Genomic DNA, 16,368 nt, shown 5'->3' with positions numbered 1-16,368 from the left:
CGCTGTGGCGCTGGCAGCAGCGCGACGCCGGGCAGCGTCTGCGCACCCTCGGTGGCCTGCTGGACGCGCTGCGCGAGGGCGACTACAGCGTGCGTGCGGCGCAGGACGCGCGCGATGCCGACGGCCTGCTGGCGCGGTTCAACGCCCTGGCGCAACGCCTGCAGGACGAACAGCGCGATTCGCACGAGAGCCTGCAACTGCTGAGCAAGACCCTGGCGGCGCTGGACGGGGCGGTGTTCGCCTTCGAACAGGACCAGCGCCTGCGCCTGGTCAATCCGGCCGGCGAGCGCCTGCTCGGCGTCGCCGCGCAGCAGGCGATCGGGCAATCCGCGCAGGCATTGGGACTGGCCGCCCTGTTCGATGTGCCGTCGGGCAGCATCCAGGCGCATGCGTTCGCCGGACAGCAGGGGCGCTGGCAGATCGGCCACGCCGCCTTGCGCAGCCGCAGCCAGGCCGGGCGCCTGCTGCTGGTGCAGCCGATGGAGCGCGCACTGCGCGAGGAGGAGGCGCAGGCCTTCCGTCGCCTGCTGCGCGTGCTCAGTCACGAGATCAACAACTCGCTGACGCCGATCGCCTCGATCGCCGACACGCTCGCGCGGCTGCTGGCGGCCGCGCCGCAGGCGCTCGACGCCGAGCTGCAGGCCGATCTGCACAACGGACTGGGCGTGATCGAACAGCGCAGCGCGGCGCTGCAGCGCTTCCTGGGCGGCTACGCGCGGTTGGCCAGGCTGCCCGCGCCGGTCCCGGCGCCAGTGGCGCTGGCGCCGCTTTGCGCGCGTGTGCAGCGGCTGCTGGACGATGCACGAGTGCAGGTCGAGGTCGCGCCGTCGCTGCATGCGTGCGCCGACGCCGACCAGCTCGAACAGGTGCTGATCAACCTGCTGCGCAACGCGCTGGAAGCTGGCGGCAGCGCGCCGGTGACGCTGCGCACGAGTGCCGACGGCGCCAGCGTGTCGATCGAGGTGTGCGACGGCGGTGCCGGCCTGCCGCCCAGCGACAATCTGTTCGTGCCGTTCTTCACCACCAAGCCCGGCGGTTCGGGTATCGGCCTGGTGCTATCGCGGCAGATCCTGGAAGCGCAGGGCGGCAGCCTGAGCCTGGAGGCCCGTACGGACGCGCAAGGCAGCGTGGCGACGCTGCGATTGCCGCTGGCGTAGTGGCAGAAGGAGCGCTTTGTTGCTGGTGCCCCGGAGCAGTTGGGCACCCATCGTCGGCGATACCGAACGGGCAGGGGATATCCCGCTCGCCGCGCCGTCGCCGCAACAGGCAAAATGGCCGCTTCCATCGGGAGCCCGCATGCCACTGGACGACACCGCCGCCTCGCACGTCGCGCGGCGCCCCCGGCGCTGGACGCGCCTGCTGCCGTGGCTGCGCTGGGGCACGGTGGCGCTGCTGTCGAGTCTGTTGTTGCTGGACCTGGCGTTTCCGCTGCCGCTGCCGAAGTCGCGCGACACCTCGACCCTGGTGGTGGCCGCCGACGGCACCCCGCTGCGTGCTTTCGCCGACAGCAACGGCGTCTGGCGCTATCCGGCCACCCCGGACAGCGTCTCGCCGCTGTACCTGCAGGCGCTGCTGAACTACGAGGACCGCTGGTTCTGGCAGCACCCCGGGGTCAATCCCTGGGCGCTGCTGCGCGCGGCCAAGCAGTGGCTGTTCTCGCGCCACATCGTCTCCGGTGGTTCCACCCTGACCATGCAGGTGGCGCGCATCCTGATGCCGCCCGAGGTCAGTACGCGCACGCCGTGGGGCAAGGCGCAGCAGGCGCTGCGTGCGCTGCAGCTGGAAGCGCACCTGAGCAAGCGGCAGATCCTGCAGCTGTACCTGGAGCGCGCGCCTTACGGCGGCACCATCGAAGGCGTGGAGGCGGCGAGCTGGGCCTACCTGGGCAAGCCGGCCGCGCGTCTGTCGCAGGCCGAGGCGGCGTTGCTGGCGGTACTGCCGCAGGCGCCAAGCCGGTTGCGTCCGGACCGGCATCCGGAGGCGGCGCGCGCCGCGCGCGACAAGGTGCTCGAACGCATGGTCGCGCTGCGCGTGTGGCCGCGCGCGCAGGTCGACGATGCGCGCATCGAACCGGTGGTGGCGCGCTCGCTGCAGACGCCGCTGCACGCCGCGCTGCTGGCCGAGCGCCTGCGTCAGCAGCACCCGCATACCGCGCACATCGTCTCCACCCTCGACGCCGACCTGCAGCGCACGCTGGAGGACCGGGTCAGCGCCTACTTCTCGCAGTTGCCCGAGCGCACTTCCGCGGCCTTGCTGGTGGTGGACAATCGCGACCTGCAGGCGCGCGCCTACATCGGCTCGGTGCAGTTCGGCGACCGCCGCCGGCTCGGCGACGTGGACATGGTGCAGGCCTGGCGGTCGCCAGGCTCCACGCTCAAGCCGTTCCTGTACGGCATGGCCCTGGACGATGGCCTGATCCATTCGGAGAGCCTGCTGGTCGACGCGCCGCAGAGTTTCGGCGACTACCGCCCGGGCAATTTCGACGAAGCCTTCAACGGCCCGATCGGCGCGGCCAGCGCCCTGCGTTTGTCGCTCAACGTGCCGGCGGTGGACCTGCTCGACCGGGTCGGCCCGGCGCGCTTCGCCGCGCGCCTGAGCAACGCCGGCATCGGCCTGAAGTTCCCGCGCGGCAGCACGCCCAACCTGGCGCTGATCCTCGGCGGCACCGGCGCCAAGCTGGAGGAACTGGTCGGCGCCTTCGCCGCGCTCAACCGCGACGGCATCGCCGGCCACGTGCGCTACAGCGCAACCGACAAGCGCATCGAACGGCGCCTGATGTCGCCCGGCGCGGCCTGGATCGTGCGCGAGATGCTCGAGGCCAATCCGCGTCCGGGCTACGGCGTCGGCACCTTCGATGTCGGGACGCGCCCGCGGGTAGCGTGGAAGACCGGCACCAGCTACGGCTACCGCGATGCCTGGGCGATCGGCAGCACCCGCCGCTACACCGTCGGCGTGTGGGTGGGCCGTCCCGACGGCACGCCGTTGCCCGGCCAATACGGCGCGGTGACCGCCTTGCCGCTGATGTTCGAGACCATCGACAGCCTGCCGCGCCTGCGCGGCGACAACGCACCGCGGCCGATGCCGGCGACGGTGCAGCAGGTGGACGTATGCTGGCCGCTGGGCATCGCCGCCGAGCAGACGCCGCCGGCCTTGTGCCAGCGCCGTTTCTCCGCCTATGCGCTGGATGGCGCGGTGCCGCCGACCTTCGCCGAGCGCGACGCGCGGCTGTGGAGCGCCGGCCGCGAGACCGTGCAGGTGGACGCGCACAGCGGCCTGCGCCTGTCGCCTGACTGCGCGCAGCCGCATGAGGCGGTCACCCGCGACCTGGCGCGCTGGCCGGCGCTGCTGACCCCGTGGCTGCACGCCAGCGAGCGCCAGGCCGGGCAACTGCCGGCGCTGTCGCCGGACTGCCGCGACGACGGCCGTGGCCGCAGCGACGTATTGCGTATCGAAGGCCTCAACGACCGCGCCACCCTGGCGCGCGCGCCGGGCAGCACCACGGTGCGTCTGCAGGTACGCGCGCTGGGCACGAGCACCCCGGTGGACTGGCTGCTGGACGGCCGCTGGATCGCCCGCACCGAGGGCGCACGCACCTTCCAGCGCGACTTCGCCGACGCCGGCGACCACACCCTGACCGCCCTGGCCAGCAACGGCGCCTGGACCCAGGTGCGGTTCCGGGTGTTGCGTTGAGCAGCGGTGGCGCGCGCTCGTAGAAGCCAACTGTCACGCAACGACGACGATCAGAGTAGGCGGGCGATCCGACCTCGGAAGCAGTCGGGACTGAAGTTCCTCCCACAATCGCTCCCGGACACCGATAACCGCGAGTCCCTGGGGGGCTGTCGCTTGGCTTCGGCTTCGGCTTCGGCTTTGGCTGTTGCTGTCGCTCTTGCTGTTGCTTTTGACTTGCCGGGTTCCCTTCCGAAGCGGCGGCCAGCGCGGGGAAACACCCGAAGGGCGGCGCACAAGGATGTGCGCCGTCCGCGGCAGGGGCAGGATGCCCCTTCCGCGGATCCCCGGGCTGGACGCGGACCCGGAGCGCGTCAGCGCGGAGGGCGCGAGGCAGGGTGTGCTTTCTTTTGGTTACTTTTCTTTGCACAAGCAAAGAAAAGTGACTCGCCCGCAAGGGCGAAAGCCTTCGCTTTCGCTTGAGATTTGCGTATCGCGCGAAAAGAAAAAAAGCAGGAGCGGCTTCCGCCGCGGCAGGCGCCATCGAGACGGCCTGTCGCGGCTGAAGCCGCTCCCACGAAAGCGCTTGAATGCGGAACCGGCTTACTTGCCGATCCAGCCTTCCAGCATGTCCGAAAACTCGTCGGCATGCTCTTCCTCCTGGGCCAGGATGTCTTCCAGGATGCGCTTGGTGGTGGTGTCCTTGTCGCCGACGAAATTGATCATCTCGCGATAGCTGTCGATGGCGATGCGCTCGGCGATCAGATTCTCCTTGACCATGTCGCGCAGATCCTCGCCTTCCTTGTACTCGGCATGCGAGCGCGCGGTCAGCGTGTCCGGATTGAGGTCCGGCTCGCCACCCAGCTGCACGATGCGCTCGGCCAGCTTGTGCGCGTGCGCCTGCTCCTGCTGCGCGTGCTCCAGGAACTCGGCCTTGACCGCATCGGCGAGCATGCCGGCGGCCATGAAGTAGTGGCGGTAGTAGCGCAGCACGCACACGTACTCGGTGGCGAGCGCGTCGTTGAGCATCTTGATCACCGCCTCGCGGTCGGCGCTGTAGCTCTTGGTGATCGCGCCGTCTTCGATGCTCTGGCGGGCGTTGGCGCGCAGCGTGGCAGTGTCGGTGAGGCCGGCGGTGTGCTGCAGCGGCTTGGCATCGGTCTTCGGGGTGGCTGGCTTGTTGGACATGGCTGGCCGTTTCCTGTGGTGGGTAAGGGGATCAGTCGGGAAGGTGCTGCAGCACGTAGTCGGCGGCGGAGACCTTGAACTCGCCCGGCGCCTCGACGAACAGCGCCTGCACCACGCCGTCGTCGGCGTACAGCGCGAAGCGGCGCGCCCGCACGCCCATGCCGTAGCTGCTGGCGTCCAGTTCCAGGCCCAGCGCCTTGGCGAAGGCGCCATTGCCGTCGGACAGCATCTGCAGACCGTCCGGCACCAACTGGCTCTTGCCCCAGGCCTGCATCACGAACGGGTCGTTGACCGCCATGCAGTACACCTCGATGCCGCGCTTGCGGAACTCTTCGAAGTGCTCCACATAGCCGGGCAGGTGCTTCTCCGAACAGGTCGGGGTGAAGGCGCCAGGCACCGCGAACAACAGCGCGCGGCGGCCGTCGAACAACGTGCGCGTGTCCACGGCTTCCACGCCGTCGCGGATGCGCTGCAGCACCACTTCGGGAATGCGTTCGCCGGTCTGGATGGGCATGTCGGGCTCCTTGGATGAACCGAGTCTAGAAACGGAAATGGGAAGGTGGCGTCAACGCCTTGAAAAGCGCCGCGGCAGGCCTATCTGACCGGCATGGACGGCGGGCCGGTCCCGCCGCCGCGAACCGTCCCCTCCGGGGTGTACCTCATTCACGTTTCAGGAGACCACGATGAGCATCGTCCGTTATCGCCAGTGGCCGGCCCAGGCCGCATTCCAGAACGAGATCAAGCAGGTGTTCGACCGCTTCTTCGACCCCAACGGCGGCACCGACGAATCGGCCGTCGTCACCGCGCAGTGGGTGCCGCGCGTGGACATCAAGGAGGAGCCGGAGCGTTTTGTGCTGTACGCCGATCTGCCGGGCATCGACCCGTCGGAGATCGAGGTGTCGATGGACAAGGGCATCCTCTCGATCAAGGGCGAGCGCAAGAGCGAATCGGCTGCCGACACCGAGCGTTTCTCGCGCATCGAGCGCCGCTACGGCAGCTTCCACCGCCGCTTCGCGCTGCCCGACAGCGCCGATCCGGACGGCATTTCCGCCACCGGCTACCATGGGGTGCTGGAAGTGCGCATCCCCAAGCGTCCGGCGAGCACGCCGCGTCGCATCCAGGTCGATACCGGGGCCACGATCGTGCAGTAAGCGCCTGCTCGCAGCGGCGTCGCCACCGCGACGCCGCGCCCTCGCCACCGGCCGTAGAATGGCCGGGCGATGGCGCAGTGCATGCAACCGGCCCGTTGCCGCAAGGCGGCGGGCCGACTCTTTTTGAGGTGATGGATGGAATTCAAGGATTACTACGCGACCCTGGGCGTGGAACCCAGCGCCGGCGATGCCGAGATCAAGACCGCGTACCGGCGGCTGGCGCGCAAGTACCATCCCGATGTCAGCAAGGAGCCTGGGGCCGAAGAGAAGTTCAAGGCGATCAACGAGGCCTACGAGGCCTTGCGCGACCCGCCCAAGCGCGCCGCCTACGATCAGTTGCGCGCGCAGGGCTATCGGCCGGGCGAGGAGTTCCACGCGCCGCCGAACTACGGCGGTGGGCAGGGCTTCGACTTCGAGGAAGTGTTCGGCAACGGCGGCGCCGGCGGCGGCTTCAGCGATTTCTTCGAGAGTCTGTTCGCCCGCCAGCAGCGTGCCCGCCAGGGCGGCGCCGGCCCCGGTCCGGGACCGGGCGCGCCGCGCGGCGACACCCGCGCCAAGCTGGCGGTGCCGCTGGAGGCGGTGTACGCCGGCGACAGCGTGCGCATCACCATCAACGGCAAGCAGCTGGACGTGCGCGTGCCCAAGGGCGTGCGCCCCGGCCAGGTGATCCGGCTGGGCGGGCAGGGCAACGGCGGCAGCAACCTGCTGCTGGAGATCGAGTACGCCGCGCACCCGCAGTTCGAGGTGGACGGCCGCAACATCCTCTACACCCTGCAGGTGACGCCGTGGCAGGCGGCGCTGGGTACCAGCATCAGCGTGCCGACCCTGGGCGGGGCGGTGGAACTGAAGATCCCGCCGGAGTCCGACGCCGGTCGCAAGCTGCGCCTGCGCGGCCGCGGCCTGCCCGGCACCCCGCCGGGCGACCAGATCGTCGAACTGGAAGTGCTGGCGCCAGCGCCGGAAACCGAAGCGCAGCGCAAGGCGTATCGCGGGTTGGCCAAGGCGTTTGGCGAGGCCGTGTGAAGTGAGGCGGGATTGGGGAGTCGGGATTGGGGATTCGCAAAAGCGGGCTCCCCTCGCGCTGTGGCGTCGTAGGAGGGCGCCGAGTGCAATGCGGCCTCACGCTGCGCGCGCAAACGCCGCCCGGAAACCCGCCCTTACGACTCCCCACTCCCCAATCCCGATTCCCGGCTTTTAAGGCGCATCCTCGCCACTGAACACACGCTCGATCACCTCGTACAGCTCGTCCTCGGAGAACGGCTTGGTGATGTAGGCGCGGGCGCCCTGGCGCATGCCCCACATGCGGTCGGTGTCCTGGTCCTTGGTGGTGACCAGGATCACCGGGATGTTCTGCGTGGTCGGCTCGCGGCGCAGGGTGCGGGTGGCCTGGAAACCGTTGAGGTTCGGCATCACCACGTCCATCAGCACCAGATCCGGCAAGGCCGCCTTGGCCGCTTCCACGCCGGCGGCGCCGTCGGTGGCGGTGATCGTTTCGTGCCCCAGTTTTTCGACGATGCGCTGGATGCCCAGCAACTGCGACGGCGAATCGTCGACGATCAGAATGCGTGCCATGTAGTTCCCCCTAGGAGGCTCCGAGTGTAGAGGCAGCGGCGCGAAGGCGGAAAGCGTTGCGTGTCACAAAGCGTCGGCGTGGCTACGCGCTTGGATCCAGCCGCACCACGGTGCGCCCGAACGACTGCCCGGCCAGCATCGTCGCGAACACCTCCGGCAGGCCGGCCAGGTCCACTTCGCGGGTGCAGATCGTCTCCAGGTGGCGCGGCTTCCAGTCGCTGCCCAGGTGCTGCCAGATGCGGTCGCGCAGGTCGCGGGCGGTGCCGGCCGAGCCGATGCCCAGCAGCGACACCCCGCGCAGGATGAAGGGCATCACCGTCATGTCCAGCTCCGCGGTCGCGGCCAGGCCGGCACTGGCGACATTGCCGTACGGCGCCGTCTGCGCCAGCAGGCTGGTCAGCATCGCCCCGCCCACGTTGTCCAGGCCGCCGCCGAAGCGCACCGATTCCAGCGGCCGGCTGGTCTGCAGGGCCTCGCGGCCGAGCACCTGGGTGGCGCCCCAGGCCTTGAGCTGCTCGGCGCGGTCTGCCTTGCCGCTGACCGCATGCACCTCGAAGCCGGCGCGGCTGAAGATGTCGACCGCCAGCGAGCCGACCCCGCCGGTGGCGCCGGTCACGCACAGCGGGCCGTGCGCCGGGGTCTGGCGGTTGTCGAGCAGGCGCAGCAGCGCCAGCGCCGCGGTGAAGCCGGCGGTGCCCAGCACCATGCTCTCGCGCAGGCTCAGCCCGGCCGGCAGCGGCACCACCCACTTGGACTCCAGGCGCACGTAGTCGCTGTAGCCGCCGTCGCGGGTCTCGCTGAGGCCGCAGCCGGTGACCAGCACCGCGTCGCCTTCCTTGAACGCCGGGTCGCGGGAGGCGACCACGTGCCCGGCCACGTCGATGCCGCCGACCAGCGGGAAGCGGCGCAGGATCTTGCCCTGGCCGGTGCCGGCCAGCGCGTCCTTGAAGTTCACCGACGACCAGGCGGCGCGGATCACCACTTCGCCGTCGCTGAGCTGCTCCAGCGACAGCGGGGCGAGGCCGGCGTGGTAGCCGGTGGCGTCCTGGTGGATGCGGAAGGCGGAGAACTGGGCGGGAACGGACATGGAACACCTTGGTCGGCACGCAGGAATGCACCAAGATACCCTTTCGAAACGGCGGGTCTGCCCCATCTTGTAGAATCGGCGACTCATTATCCGGTGACCGGCGCGTGACCGACGCGGCGCCACCTTCCTTCTTGGAGCATGCATGGCCTGGAACACACCTGGCGGCAAGGGCGGAGACGGCCCCGACAATCACGGGCGCGGTCCCTGGCCGCCGCGTGGCGGCAATGGGGGAGGCAGGTGGGGCGGGTTGCCGGGTCCGTTGAAGGACCTGTTCGGCGATGGCGGCGGCATCGGCCGCTGGATCCTGGGTGCGGTGGTGCTGGTGCTGCTGTTCAGCAGCTTCCAGTTGATCGGCGAGCAGCAGCGCGGCGTGGTGCTGCGCTTCGGTCAGTTCTCGCGGATTCTGCAGCCGGGCCCGAACTTCAAGCTGCCGTGGCCGATCGAGACCGTGCGCAAGGTCGATGCCACCCGCATCAAGACCTTCGACAGCCAACTGCCGGTGCTGACCGGCGACGAGAACATCGTCAACGTCTCGCTCAATGTGCAGTACCGGGTCGAGGACCCGCGCACCTACGTGTTCGGCGCGCGCAACGCCGACCTGGTGCTGGAGCAGGCCGCGCAGAGCGCGGTGCGCGAACAGATCGGCCGCTCGGATCTCAATACGGTGCTCAACAACCGCGGGCCGATGGCGGTGGCCGCGCGCGAGCGCCTGCAGGCCGCGCTGAAGGCCTATCACACCGGCCTGATCGTGACCGGCCTGACCCTGCCCGACGCGCGTCCGCCGGAGGAAGTGAAATCGGCCTTCGACGAGGTCAACGGCGCCCAGCAGGTCAAGGAGCGGCTGATCAACGAGGCCCAGGCCTACGCCGCCAAGGTGGTGCCGGAGGCGCGTGGCCAGGCCGCACGCACCCGCACCGTCGCCGAAGGCTACAAGGAAGCGGCGATCGCCCGCGCGCAGGGCGACGCCGAGCGCTTCACCCTGCTGCAGCAGCAGTACCAGAACGCGCCGGAGGTCACCCGCAAGCGGCTGTGGCTGGAGACGATCCAGCAGGTGCTGGCGGAGAACCGCAAGGTCATCGGCGGCGACGGCCGCCAGCTGATCTACGTGCCGATGCCGGCCGACAGCAAGGCGCCGGCCGCGGCGACGCCGCCGGCGCCGACCACGTCGCTGCCGACGGTGCCGCAGGACGTGTTAATGCCGGCGTTGAACAGCAGTTCGGCCGAGAGTGTCCGCAACCCGGAGCGCACGCCGCGCCCGACCGGCCGTGAGGAGATCCAGCGATGAAACTGTCATTGTGGGCGGGCATTGCCGTCGTCGCGCTGTTCGCGCTGCTCAGCTCGGTGTTCGTGGTGCCCGAGGACAAGGCGGCGATGGTGCTGAACCTGGGCCGCGTGGTGCGTGCCGATCTCAAGCCGGGCCTGCACTTCAAGGTGCCGCTGGTCGAGTCGGTGCGCATGTTCGACCGCCGTTTCCAGGTGATCGACACCAACCCGGCGCGCTACTTCACCGCCGAGCAGAAGGACGTCAGCGTCAGCTTCTTCGCCATCGGCTACATCTCCGACGTGCGCGCCTTCTACCGTGCCACCACCGGCGGCGACGAGAAGGTGGCCAACAGCCTGCTGGCGCCGATCATCACCGACTCGCTGCGCAACCAGATCAACTCGCGCACCCTGCAGCAGCTGGTGTCCGGCGATCGCAGCGAACTGATCGCCAAGCAGCTGGTGGCGATCAACGCGGCCAGCAAGACCCTGGGCATGCAGATCGTCGATCTGCGCATCAAGCAGATCGACCTGCCGACCGACAGCCAGGTGATCACCGACGTGTACGAACGCATGCGCGCGCAGCGCAAGCAGGAAGCAGCCAAGCTGCGCGCCGAAGGCGAGGAGCAGGCACTGACCATCCGCGCCCAGGCCGACCGCGAGAGCACGGTGCTGGTCGCCGAGGCCGAGCGCGACGCGCAGAAGCTGCGCGGCGAAGGCGATGCCGAGGCCGCCAGCGTGTACGGCAAGGCCGGCTCCGCCGACCCGTCGTTCTACGCCTTCTACCGTAGCCTGGAGGCCTACCGCGGCGCCATGGCCGACGGCAACGGCGTGATCGTGCTCGACAAAAACGATCCGTTCCTGCAATACCTCAAGAGCGATCGCTGAGGGCGGGATTGGGGAGTCGGGATTGGGGATTCGCAAAGGCGGGTCCCCGGTCTCTGACGGCGTGCAGGATGGCCGGTTGCAGACGCCGGTACCCGGCGCAGGAAGCCTATGTGGGAGCGACTTCAGTCGCGACGGGCTTCACCGGGAAGGCTTGCGCCACTTCAGCCGCTCCTGAACGATCAAGCCGCTTCAGTGTCGACGCGGCCCACCCATCCCCGCTTGCCGAGACCCCCATGCACGATCTGATCGCCGCGGTGTGCCTGGTCGTCGTCTTCGAAGGTCTGATCCTGTTGGTCGCGCCGGAGGCCTGGAAGCGGATGGTGCAGCAGATGCTGGCCATGCCGACCACGCAGTTGCGGATCGCTGGCGGCGTAGCTCTGGCGGTGGGATTGATGGCCTTGCTGTGGGTTCGCGCCTGACCCCGTCTGCCATCGCTGCTGTCGGGGCAGGTCGCTGAACGCGGCAGGGGAAGGGGTGGTGACCGCCACCCAAAACCCGGATAATGCACAAAAGCCGGCCGGGCCCGCTCCACGCGAGCGTCTCGACCGGCTTTTTCCGTGTATGGGTCCTGCCGCCGCCTGGACGCTCCCCGATGGAGCGGCCGCACCGGTGTCGGCCGGTCCCCGCACGGCCACCACATCCGCGTGGCCCCGACGGTCGCGCAGCAAACCAGGAGTTACCCAGCCATGGGTCAGTCAGTTGTCGTGCTCGGCGCCCAGTGGGGCGATGAAGGCAAAGGCAAGATCGTCGATCTGCTCACCGAGGAAATCGGTGCCGTCGTGCGTTTCCAGGGCGGCCACAACGCAGGCCACACCCTCGTCATCAACGGCAAGAAGACCGTCCTGCACCTGATCCCGTCCGGCATCCTGCGCGACGATGCGCTGTGCCTGATCGGCAACGGCGTGGTGATCTCCCCGGCCGCGCTGCGCAAGGAAATCGAGGAGCTGGAGACCTCCGGCGTGGAAGTGCGGTCGCGCCTGAAGATCTCGCCGGCCGCGCCGCTGATCATGCCGTACCACATCGCCCTGGATCAGGCCCGCGAGAAGGCCGCTGGCGGCAAGGCCATCGGCACCACCGGCCGCGGCATCGGCCCGGCCTACGAAGACAAGGTGGCGCGCCGCGGCATCCGCGTCGCCGACCTGCATTACCCGCCGCAGCTGGAAGAGCTGCTGCGCACCGCGCTGGACTACCACAACTTCGTGCTGACCAAGTACCTGGGCGTGGAAGCGGTCGACTTCCAGAAGACCTTCGACGAAGCGCTGGCCTTCGGCGAGTACGTGCAGCCGATGAAGTCCGACGTCGCCGGCATCCTTCACGACCTGCGCAAGCAGGGCAAGCGCGTGCTGTTCGAAGGCGCGCAGGGTGCGCTGCTGGACATCGACCACGGCACCTATCCCTACGTCACCAGTTCCAACACCACCGTCGGCGGCGCACTGGCCGGCACCGGCGTGGGCGCGCAGGACATCGACTACGTGCTGGGCATCGCCAAGGCCTATGCCACCCGCGTCGGCGGCGGCCCGTTCCCGACCGAACTGGACGACGAGATCGGCCAGGGCATCCGCGACCGCGGCGCCGAGTACGGCGCTTCCACCGGCCGTCCGCGCCGCTGCGGCTGGATGGACATCGTCGCGCTCAAGCGCGCGGTGGCCATCAACGGCATCTCCGGCCTGTGCATCACCAAGCTCGACGTGCTCGACGGCATGGAGAAGCTGAAGGTGTGCATCGCCTACGAATACCGCGGCAAGCGCACCGAATACGCGCCGCTGGACGCGCAGGGCTGGGAAGAGTGCACCCCCGTGTACCTGGAGTTCCCGGGCTGGAGCGAGAACACCCACGGCATCACCGTGTGGGACGAACTGCCGCCCGCCGCCCGCGCCTACCTGCGTGCGCTGGAGGAATTGGCCGGCTGCCCGATCTCGATCGTCTCCACCGGCCCGGACCGCGAGCACACCATGGTGCTGCAGGATCCGTTCGCCTGAGGCGGGCAGCACGCGACTCCTTCTCCCGCATGCGGGAGAAGGAAGTGCCGAGTCTCCAGAAAGCCCCGCGACAGCGGGGCTTTTTATTTCGCGCCGCACACTGATACGCGTAATGTGGTGCGCCGTGCATGCACGTGGGAGGGACGGCTGACCGAGCAGCGTGCGCGCGCTTTCTGGTTGCTCGATGCAATCGGAGTTGCCGGAGTGCCGTTGCGGACACTGCAGTCCGCGTCCATCTGCGGCTGCCGCAAAGCTGCGCTAGCATTCCGCGCGGCGCCCGCATGCCGCCACTCGACAAGGACGACCGCCGATGTTCTCTGCACTGTTCGACACGCTGTTCCGCCGCACGCCCAGCCCCGACGCCTTCGCCAGGCTGTACACCGATGCCCTGCGCGCGCGCGGCTATCGCGAGGGTCTGGTCTATCAGCCCGACGCGTTCCGACTGGTCGGCGGCAATGGCTACACCATCTATCTGCACAACGCCTATCAGGCCTACAGGACCGCGACGCGCAAAGGCCGCGCCGAGGCATTGCGCGCCTATGTGACGTCCTCGCTCAACGCGCAGGAAGAGAGTGGCCGGGAAAAGACATTCGACGAGGTGCGCGCGACGCTGATGCCGGTGATCCGCAATCGCGGCATGTTCGAGGAGCTGCGGCTGGAGCACTTGCTGGAGAAAGGCCTCGATGCGCCATTCCCATATGCATGGCGCGACATCGCCGAGGATTGCGTCGAGCTGCTGGCGTTGGATCTGCCGGATACGATCTCCACGCTGTTCCAGGGGCCGCGCGCGGCATGGGGGATCACCCTGGACGAAGGCCTGGCGATCGCCCGCGACAATCTGCGTGACGCGACCGCCGACCATTTCGTCGAAGTCGCACCCGGCGTGTTCCGTGGCGCATGGCAGGATGCCTACGACACCAGCCGCGCCTTGCTGCCCGACGTGCTGTACCGCGTACCGGTGGCGGGCAATCCGCTGTTCATGCTGCCGGCGCGCGACTGCCTGCTGGTGGTGGGTGATCGCGACGCCGCCGCCATCGGCGCGATGCTGGAACTGAGCGTGGAAGCGGCCGCGCAAGGTCGCAACGTCTCCGCGCTGGTGTTCACCTACGACGAGGCACGCCGCATGGTGCCGTTCGCGCTGGTGTTGCCCGAGCATCGCCAGCGCCAGGCGGATCTGCGCCGGCTGCTGGACGCGCCTGCCTATGCCGATCAGAAGGCGGCGCTGGACAAGCTCCACGACGCGACCGACCAGGACATCTTCGTCGCATCGTTCAGCGTCTACCAGGAGCGCGACGACGGCGCGCGGCAGTTTTCGCTCTGCACCTGGACCAAGGGCGTGGATACCTTGCTGCCCAGGGTCGACCGGATCGCCCTGGTCGTCCCGCACGACGACGCCGAGGAGGAAGCGGTCGTCCTGGTGTCCTGGGACGAGGCTGTTGCCGCGTTCGGCGACCTGATGGAGCCGCAGCCGCCGCTGTATCCGCCGCGTTACCGCGTGCGGGCGTTTCCCGATGATGCGCAGCTCAGGCAGCTGACGCCGCTGTGATGTGACTTGGGGATTGGAGTTGGGGACGCATGGATGTGCTGCGTGCTCGGACCCTCACCCCAACCCCTCTCCGGTGGGAGAAGGGCTAGTTGCGGTACCGCTGGTAAAGGCGAGTGCAGGCGTAGCGTGAGTAACGTGGCTTCTTGCATGGGATAGAGCTCAAGAAATTGCCCGTGTGGCCGATAGCCTTGCACGGGTCGGCGTCGCTGCACGCTGGCAACGGCGCGCGTGGGACCGGATTGCGACGATATCCGCCGCATTCACGGATCCGGCGTGTGCTGCGGCATCTTGGGGAGAACGGCAGTGCGCAGTCGCTTGATCTTGCAGTCGCTCAGGATGCTGCTGTGTGGGAGTGTGCTGGTGTCGTCCGCGGTGGCACACACGGCCGCGATGCAGCGGTGCGCACCGGCGCAGGCGTTGCCGGCCTGCTTGGCGGCGGTGCGTGCCGCAGACCCGGCGGCCGCGCTGCAGATGGGCATGCCGGCCTGGGACGCCGCGGCCGACAAGCAAGGCTCGATCGCGCTCGGCCTGGAACTGGTCGATGCGGCTGCCGCCGCGGGCCAGCCGAACAGGGTGGTTTCCATCGGCTCGGCGCTGCTCGCCCAGCCGTTGTCGCCGCAACAGCGCGTGCGCCTGTTCACGCAACTCAATGCCGAGATCTGGCGGCCGCGCGACGCGCTCCGCATCGCGCAGCTCGAAGGCGAGATGAAGCGGCTGGAAACGGAACTGCCGCACGATCCGCACATCGCCGAGTTGTGGCGACTGCTGGCCCGTTCCTACTACAAGATGGGTGCGCAGGACGACGCCTTGCGGGTCGCCCGCATCGCATTGTCCAGAGTACGTCGGCATCCGGATCCGGTGGAGTACAAGGCCAACCAGACCGTGTTCCTGGTGTCGGCTCAGCAGGGGCGCATGCCCGATGCCATCGCCGCCCTGCTCGAGGCGGAGCGTGTGGTCAAGGCGCTGGGCATGCCCGACGACGTCTCCATGCTGCACAACGCCACCGGCGTGTTCATCTATGCCCACGAATGGAAAAAGGCGATCGCCTATGGCCAGCGTGCGCTCGCTGCCTACGATGCGATGCCGTACAAGGACCTGACGCGCGCGGACATACTCAACAACCTGGGCACGGCCTATCAGGGCGCAAACGAACTGCAACGCTCCGAAGCGATCTACCGGCAGGCGTTGGCGGCGGGGCGTGCCGATGGCAAGACGTCGCTGATCGGACTGCTGAACAACCTGGGCAACGTACTTGCGCTGCAGCATCGCCCGCGGGAGGCGTTGCCCTTGTTGCGCGAAGCGGCCGCGATGCTGGAGGGGGCGGCGCCAGGCGGCGACCATGGCGAGGGAGGCATCGTCTATTCCACGCTCGGCAACGTGCTGGCCGATCTCGGCCAACGCGACGCCGCGGCCGCCGCGTTCGAGCGCGCGCGGCAGATGTTCACGCAGTGGGACAACGTCCCCCGGCGGCTGGAACTGTACCCGCGCATGATCGACAACCTCGACGCACTCGGCCGCGACCGCGAGGCGCTTGCCCTCATGCGCGAGTACAAGGCGGTCAACGACAGGGCGGTGAACGTCGAATCCAAGACCCGGATCGCCGAGCTCGAATCGGCGGTGGACCTGGCGCGCAAGAACAGCGAACTGGCCGCACTTGCCCGCACCCGTGTCGCCGAACAGGTTGCGTATGCGCAACTGCAGGCGCGCGCGCAGCGCCAGCGCAGCGTGCTCTACGGTCTGCTGGCCGCACTGCTGGCGCTGGCCGGCTTTTTCCTGCTCAAGGTGCGCGAAGGCCGCGCGCGCCGGCGCATCAACGCGGAACTGGCGCGCAAGAACGAGGAGATCCAGGCGCAGCACCGCGAACTGGAACAGCTCGCCGCCACCATCCGTCGCCAGAGCGAGGAAGACGCCCTCACCGGCCTGCGCAATCGCCGCTACGTCACCGCCTGGCTGCAGGCGCGCGAGGCCGCCGCGACGCCCGAGCGCACGCAGGAACCGCTGCTGATCGCCCTGCTGGACATCGACCACTTC

14 protein-coding genes are annotated in these 16,368 nt (G+C 68.9%); 10 read left to right on the top strand and 4 right to left on the bottom strand.

What is annotated here, in order from left to right; genetic code table 11:
- Positions 1 to 668: 668 nt before the first annotated feature.
- Positions 669 to 1,157 (top strand): HAMP domain-containing sensor histidine kinase, encoded by a 489-nt coding sequence (locus CEK69_RS21150; RefSeq protein ID WP_226974986.1) that lies wholly within the window; start codon positions 669 to 671, stop codon positions 1,155 to 1,157.
- A gap of 139 nt (positions 1,158 to 1,296) precedes the next feature.
- Positions 1,297 to 3,690, top strand: coding sequence for a penicillin-binding protein 1C (gene pbpC, locus CEK69_RS00075; protein ID WP_152243060.1), 2,394 nt, complete (start codon positions 1,297 to 1,299; stop codon positions 3,688 to 3,690).
- A gap of 579 nt (positions 3,691 to 4,269) precedes the next feature.
- On the opposite strand, the gene CEK69_RS00060 is transcribed toward pbpC, so the two are convergent.
- Together CEK69_RS00060 and CEK69_RS00055 are read right to left on the bottom strand one after the other, a co-directional pair.
- Positions 4,270 to 4,854, bottom strand: a complete 585-nt coding sequence (locus tag CEK69_RS00060) for a ferritin-like domain-containing protein (RefSeq protein WP_017909166.1) — start codon at positions 4,852 to 4,854, stop codon at positions 4,270 to 4,272.
- A gap of 31 nt (positions 4,855 to 4,885) precedes the next feature.
- Complete coding sequence (locus tag CEK69_RS00055) at positions 4,886 to 5,368, bottom strand: peroxiredoxin (RefSeq protein WP_150410228.1); 483 nt, start codon at positions 5,366 to 5,368, stop codon at positions 4,886 to 4,888.
- 169 nt (positions 5,369 to 5,537) lie between these two features.
- Between CEK69_RS00055 and CEK69_RS00050 the strand changes: the two genes are divergently transcribed.
- Both CEK69_RS00050 and CEK69_RS00045 read left to right on the top strand, forming a co-directional pair.
- Positions 5,538 to 6,005, top strand: a complete 468-nt coding sequence (locus CEK69_RS00050; protein ID WP_010341349.1) for an Hsp20/alpha crystallin family protein — start codon at positions 5,538 to 5,540, stop codon at positions 6,003 to 6,005.
- Between the two features lie 135 nt (positions 6,006 to 6,140).
- The gene (locus tag CEK69_RS00045) at positions 6,141 to 7,028 is read left to right on the top strand and encodes a DnaJ C-terminal domain-containing protein (RefSeq protein ID WP_152243056.1); all 888 of its coding nucleotides are present in this window, start codon (positions 6,141 to 6,143) and stop codon (positions 7,026 to 7,028) included.
- A 171-nt stretch (positions 7,029 to 7,199) separates the two neighbouring features.
- Here the strand turns inward: CEK69_RS00045 and pilH are convergent, their stop codons facing one another.
- Positions 7,200 to 7,577, bottom strand: coding sequence for a twitching motility response regulator PilH (gene pilH, locus CEK69_RS00040; RefSeq protein WP_010340114.1), 378 nt, complete (start codon positions 7,575 to 7,577; stop codon positions 7,200 to 7,202).
- 82 nt (positions 7,578 to 7,659) lie between these two features.
- Complete coding sequence (locus CEK69_RS00035) at positions 7,660 to 8,664, bottom strand: acryloyl-CoA reductase (protein ID WP_152243054.1); 1,005 nt, start codon at positions 8,662 to 8,664, stop codon at positions 7,660 to 7,662.
- Between the two features lie 142 nt (positions 8,665 to 8,806).
- On the opposite strand from CEK69_RS00035, the gene hflK reads away from it, so the two are divergent.
- From hflK to CEK69_RS00005, 6 genes are all read left to right on the top strand, one after another.
- On the top strand, positions 8,807 to 9,949 hold the full coding sequence (gene hflK / locus CEK69_RS00030) for an FtsH protease activity modulator HflK (RefSeq protein ID WP_026143730.1): 1,143 nt from the start codon (positions 8,807 to 8,809) through the stop codon (positions 9,947 to 9,949).
- On the top strand, positions 9,946 to 10,812 hold the full coding sequence (locus CEK69_RS00025) for a protease modulator HflC (protein WP_026144397.1): 867 nt from the start codon (positions 9,946 to 9,948) through the stop codon (positions 10,810 to 10,812). Before hflK ends, CEK69_RS00025 begins: the two co-directional genes overlap by 4 nt.
- A 233-nt stretch (positions 10,813 to 11,045) precedes the next feature.
- Positions 11,046 to 11,231 carry a DUF2065 family protein gene (locus CEK69_RS00020; protein ID WP_017912772.1) on the top strand — a complete coding sequence of 62 codons (186 nt, stop codon included), beginning with the start codon at positions 11,046 to 11,048 and terminating at the stop codon, positions 11,229 to 11,231.
- A 267-nt stretch (positions 11,232 to 11,498) separates the two neighbouring features.
- Complete coding sequence (locus CEK69_RS00015; protein WP_026144396.1) at positions 11,499 to 12,791, top strand: adenylosuccinate synthase; 1,293 nt, start codon at positions 11,499 to 11,501, stop codon at positions 12,789 to 12,791.
- Between the two features lie 310 nt (positions 12,792 to 13,101).
- Entirely contained in the window at positions 13,102 to 14,337 is a 1,236-nt protein-coding gene (locus tag CEK69_RS00010; protein ID WP_150410232.1) for a hypothetical protein, read from the top strand.
- Between the two features lie 372 nt (positions 14,338 to 14,709).
- The coding region (locus CEK69_RS00005) for a GGDEF domain-containing protein (RefSeq protein ID WP_193313843.1) at positions 14,710 to 16,368 on the top strand (1,659 nt) is incomplete at its 3' end.

This window comes from Xanthomonas sp. LMG 12462, from assembly GCF_009192885.1.
Taxonomy (GTDB): Bacteria; Pseudomonadota; Gammaproteobacteria; order Xanthomonadales; family Xanthomonadaceae; genus Xanthomonas_A; species Xanthomonas_A sontii.
Note: the sequence above shows the minus strand (reverse complement) of the source record. Positions and strands in the feature narration are given on the sequence as shown.

What these genes read in the sequence shown, in the direction of transcription:
- CEK69_RS00015 (WP_026144396.1), top strand. Translation starts at nt 11,499, where the DNA reads ATGGGTCAGTCAGTTGTCGTGCTCGGCGCCCAGTGGGGCGATGAAGGC.
- CEK69_RS00035 (WP_152243054.1), bottom strand. Translation starts at nt 8,664, where the DNA reads ATGTCCGTTCCCGCCCAGTTCTCCGCCTTCCGCATCCACCAGGACGCC.
- CEK69_RS00020 (WP_017912772.1), top strand. Translation starts at nt 11,046, where the DNA reads ATGCACGATCTGATCGCCGCGGTGTGCCTGGTCGTCGTCTTCGAAGGT.
- CEK69_RS00010 (WP_150410232.1), top strand. Translation starts at nt 13,102, where the DNA reads ATGTTCTCTGCACTGTTCGACACGCTGTTCCGCCGCACGCCCAGCCCC.
- CEK69_RS00025 (WP_026144397.1), top strand. Translation starts at nt 9,946, where the DNA reads ATGAAACTGTCATTGTGGGCGGGCATTGCCGTCGTCGCGCTGTTCGCG.
- hflK (WP_026143730.1), top strand. Translation starts at nt 8,807, where the DNA reads ATGGCCTGGAACACACCTGGCGGCAAGGGCGGAGACGGCCCCGACAAT.
- pilH (WP_010340114.1), bottom strand. Translation starts at nt 7,577, where the DNA reads ATGGCACGCATTCTGATCGTCGACGATTCGCCGTCGCAGTTGCTGGGC.
- pbpC (WP_152243060.1), top strand. Translation starts at nt 1,297, where the DNA reads ATGCCACTGGACGACACCGCCGCCTCGCACGTCGCGCGGCGCCCCCGG.
- CEK69_RS00055 (WP_150410228.1), bottom strand. Translation starts at nt 5,368, where the DNA reads ATGCCCATCCAGACCGGCGAACGCATTCCCGAAGTGGTGCTGCAGCGC.
- CEK69_RS00045 (WP_152243056.1), top strand. Translation starts at nt 6,141, where the DNA reads ATGGAATTCAAGGATTACTACGCGACCCTGGGCGTGGAACCCAGCGCC.
- CEK69_RS00050 (WP_010341349.1), top strand. Translation starts at nt 5,538, where the DNA reads ATGAGCATCGTCCGTTATCGCCAGTGGCCGGCCCAGGCCGCATTCCAG.
- CEK69_RS00060 (WP_017909166.1), bottom strand. Translation starts at nt 4,854, where the DNA reads ATGTCCAACAAGCCAGCCACCCCGAAGACCGATGCCAAGCCGCTGCAG.